The 4,003-nt window shown below is 64.9% G+C and carries 3 protein-coding genes and 1 pseudogene; 2 read left to right on the forward strand and 2 right to left on the reverse strand.

Annotated elements, in window-relative coordinates; genetic code table 11:
* Positions 1 to 329 (reverse strand): annotated as a pseudogene (locus U9977_RS18615) (adenylate cyclase); the annotation flags it as partial.
* 1,078 nt (positions 330 to 1,407) lie between these two features.
* On the opposite strand from U9977_RS18615, the gene U9977_RS18620 reads away from it, so the two are divergent.
* Positions 1,408 to 3,036 (forward strand): right-handed parallel beta-helix repeat-containing protein, encoded by a 1,629-nt coding sequence (locus U9977_RS18620; RefSeq protein WP_322750556.1) that lies wholly within the window; start codon positions 1,408 to 1,410, stop codon positions 3,034 to 3,036.
* A gap of 129 nt (positions 3,037 to 3,165) precedes the next feature.
* Positions 3,166 to 3,582, forward strand: a complete 417-nt coding sequence (locus U9977_RS18625; RefSeq protein ID WP_322750557.1) for a hypothetical protein — start codon at positions 3,166 to 3,168, stop codon at positions 3,580 to 3,582.
* Between the two features lie 17 nt (positions 3,583 to 3,599).
* Here the strand turns inward: U9977_RS18625 and U9977_RS18630 are convergent, their stop codons facing one another.
* Positions 3,600 to 3,755 carry a hypothetical protein gene (locus tag U9977_RS18630; RefSeq protein WP_322750558.1) on the reverse strand — a complete coding sequence of 52 codons (156 nt, stop codon included), beginning with the start codon at positions 3,753 to 3,755 and terminating at the stop codon, positions 3,600 to 3,602.
* Positions 3,756 to 4,003: the final 248 nt, after the last annotated feature.

Here is a 4,003-nt window from a genome sequence, read left to right on the forward strand (position 1 = left end):
GATACGTCTCCCACCCGTGCCGTTCGCCGTGTCTTGGCCACCCGCACCGTCGGGCAGAAACCCATGTTCAGGATCGCCTGATGCATCTGGTCACGATCAGCAACCTCGGTCTCGTATGCATCACATGCCTGCGCATTAACAGTCGGCCGCCGCAACGCGAAAAAATGACGGTTGTTTATCGTACGAAGCCGTGGGAAGGAGACGCCCAGCCGGCTGTCGGCGAACGTCCAGCGATCGGGAGCGTACGCCTGGTCATCCTGAAAGAACGGCTCGCCCAGGTCGATCCCTCGCGCCTTGAGGGTCAGGAGGAGCGCCTCCCTGTCTCTCACATGGAACTTGACCTTAACCTCGCGCACACAAGCCTCCCCATCGTCTGTCCCGCCATCCCCCGACGCGACAGCCTGGCACATAACCGAACGACCAGAAGTGACACCCACCGCCAAAGCTATAGAGCCGGATGGACGTTGGACGCCAACGGAGTGGGCATGACCACATCTTTCTGGCGCGCATCTGAGCCGAGCCACGCGACATCAACCCTCAGCTGACAACCAGCAACAGTCAGCACACGTTCCACCCTTCCATCCGGCAGCGGCGCATTGGTTCGAGAGCCACTCGCTTCCATCCTCGGGCGCCCGCTCCATCCGTCGTCGTCGGCTCCCGTCATCCCACGCCGGTTGCGACGGAGCGCCACGTCACAAACATGTTGCACGCGAGCGGTGAGCGAAAACTCCGCTACCGCCACCGGATCAGCGACCCAACCGCCTCCGCGGCCGGGTCGAAGCCGAGCACCCGTCGGTCACGAGAGCGAAGCCACCGACATCCAGATGGTGCTCGATCTGGTGAGTTCGGGCAAGTCCGGCTCCCTTCCCGAAACCGGCCTTGCCAGATCACCCTCGTGCGACGAGGTCCCCGCGCCCACCTGATCGAACCCACCTGATCGAGCCCATGGACCGGTAACCCGGGAGATATAGCTGATATCAACGGGTCCCGCACCACGGCCATGCTCGAAATTCGCGACGCATTCATCACGATTCGCAAGGTCTTTCGGAGGCTCGTCCGCCCGGCGATGGAAGCGATAATACAGAAGCGACGGAAACAGAACCGGCCGAGATGGGACCTGCCGACTCCGCTGAAGACATTTCAGGCGCGTCGGCGCAGATATCCCGGATTTCCGGTGGTCCCGCTTCAGCCAGCACCCGGTGGAACTATCCGGCCAGGCCCCGTCACGCACCGGCGCTCTCCAGCGAGCCGTCCGCCGAACTGTGTGATCATATTTGCCGGCCGGCCCGCAGACTCCCGAGAAGCGCGGGCGAGCAGCGGAGAACCAGTCGGTCACGGCCACCTTCAAAGGCCCCAGTATGCTCCGGTACGGATCAGTTGCAGACATCGCACCACGGGGAGCAGCGGATGGGACCTACCTCAACGGACGGTCGCGCCCGCGACAACACCGACAGCGGCGACAACGACGGCGGCTACGGCTACGGCGACGGCGACGGCGACGGCGACGGCGACAAGACCGACAGCGGCGGCGACAGCGGTAGTCGCAGCGGCGACACCACCGCCGTCGCCCGACCGGCGAGACACCGGGAGGGTTTCCACTCGGTGCTGAGCACGCGGCGCCAGCTGTGGCTGCCGCTCGGCGGCGCTATCGCGGCTGCCGTCGTCATCCTTGTCCTCCTCGTCGTCGTCCTGGGTGGTGGCGGCTCCTCGGCCCCGCACGCCGCCGGTACAACCGGATCCACGACCGCGGCGAGCCCGCAGACCTCCGCCGCTGCATCCGGCCGCTGGGTGCTTGCCGTCGACGCGCGCCCGCTGGACGGGCAGTCCGTGTCGGCCGGCATGGATGTCACCCTGAATCCGGGTACGGACACCCTTGACAAGGTCGAACGCGTCAAGTTCTCTCTCGACGGCAACACGGTGCTCGATGACCGGGACGCTCCGTTCACAGTCCATCTCGACGCGGTGGCCGCGGGCAAGCACACGCTGACCGCACGGGTCCGTACGAACACCGAGAGCGCCGAAGTGACAGCCGCCTTCACATCCACCGGGGACGGATCGACATCGGCCACGTCGGCTCCGGCCGCCGCGCCGACCGCCGAGGTACCAGCCGCCGTGCTGGCACAGGTACCGAACGCGCCTGATCCATTGCGGACAGTCCCGGTTTCCAATGCGGATCAACTGACCGCCGCGCTCGCGTCCGCCCAGCCGGGAGACCTCATCAATCTCGCGGACGGCAACTACAGCGGCCACTTCGTCGCCAGCCAGCCCGCGAACGCGAAGGCTCCGATCACGGTGCGCGGTTCCCGCAACGCGGTGATCGACGGAGGGTCGATCAAGGAAGGCTACGGCTTCCATCTCGACAACGCCGACTACTGGCGGCTGGAGGGCTTCACGATCCAGAACGGCCAGAAGGGGGTGATGACCGACCAGACCAGCGGCGCGGTCATCACCGGACTGCTGGTGCGCAACGTCGGTGACGAGGCCATCCACCTGCGGAACTTCTCCACCGACAACTTCGTCGTCGGATGCACCGTCAGCGGCACCGGCCGCAAGGAAGCCGGCTTCGGCGAGGGCATCTACATCGGTACGGCCAAGTCGAACTGGACGAAGTTCAGCGGCGGAAAGCCGGACAACTCCGACCGCAACCAGATCATCGGTAACACCATCAGCGGAGTCACCGCCGAGGCCGTCGACATCAAAGAAGCAACAACGGGCGGCGTTCTGAGCAACAACAGCTTCGACGGTTCGACGATCACCGGGGCGAACTCCGCAGACTCCTGGGTGGATGTCAAGGGCAACAACTGGCGTATCGAGGGCAACAGGGGTGTGAACAGTCCGAAGGATGGCATCCAGACCCATGTCCTGCTCGACGGCTGGGGCACGGGGAACATCATCACCGGCAACACCCTCGACGTCCGCGGCCCCGGCTACGGCGTCAGCATCGACAAGCCGGACAGGACCAGGAACACCGTCTCGTGCAGCAACACCGTCACCGCTGCGGCCAGCGGCCTGTCCAACGTGCCCTGCACCCGGTGAGGACGTGCGCCGCCCTACCCGTCGGGTCCGGCTGCCGGACCGGGACCAACGTGAGGTGACATTTGAGGACGAAGTCGCTGGTGCTCGTACATTGCGGGATATGGATGAAATCGCGCAGGAGAGCCTGACGTGTCGGTGGCACGCGCGTCGGCCGCTGAGCAAATGGTCCCGGCGCTGCGGCCTGCGATCTCTCTCATCGACCACGAGGGGGTGACATTGATCGCCGCCGAGGTGGAAGAGCTCCCCCGCAATCAGAAACCGTGCTACGTGCGCAACAAAGGTATGGAACATGGCTCGTACCTCCGCGTAGGGGAGAGCGACCGTCGACTCACGAGCGAAGAGGTGCAACAACTCACCGCTGAACGCGGCCAGCCGCGCTTCGACCATGAACCGGTGCCCGATATAAATCCAAAAACCACTGAACATTGGCTTGGGCGTCTTAAGCAAGAGGGGCTGGTGGAATTCACGGTTGCCGGGCACGGCCACCGCGACACGCGGTACCGCTTGACCCCGACTGCCCGGAAGCAGAACACACCATTCCAGTGACCAGGCGTCAATCCCGATCAGGCAATCTGGCTGCACGGATCGCGCACGTTACCTGCGGAGCGCTCCGGGTTGCGTTCCGCGGAGCACAGCCCGACCCGGTCGATTACTCCTTCGGTGACAGCAAGATCGGCGTTTCCTTCCACCGCCTCCGAACTTCCGGACGCGGTTCCCACGGGAGATCCAGGCGTGCTTCCGGGTGAAGCTTTCCGCGGCACACTGACACCGACGTCACGTGCGTCGACGCCATCAGGCCCGCATAGCCACGAGGGGATTAACATGGACATCGGACGGGTCGGCATCTGGTCGATCGCCCTGGATACACAACCGCTGTCCGCCGCGCAGGACGCGGTCGCCGAACTCGACGAGCTCGGGTTCGGCGCCCTGTGGATTCCCGAGGCTACGGGCAAGGAGATCATGAGCC

It is taken from the genome of Protofrankia sp. Cas8 (genome assembly GCF_963555845.1).
Taxonomy (GTDB): Bacteria; Actinomycetota; Actinomycetes; order Frankiales; family Frankiaceae; genus Protofrankia.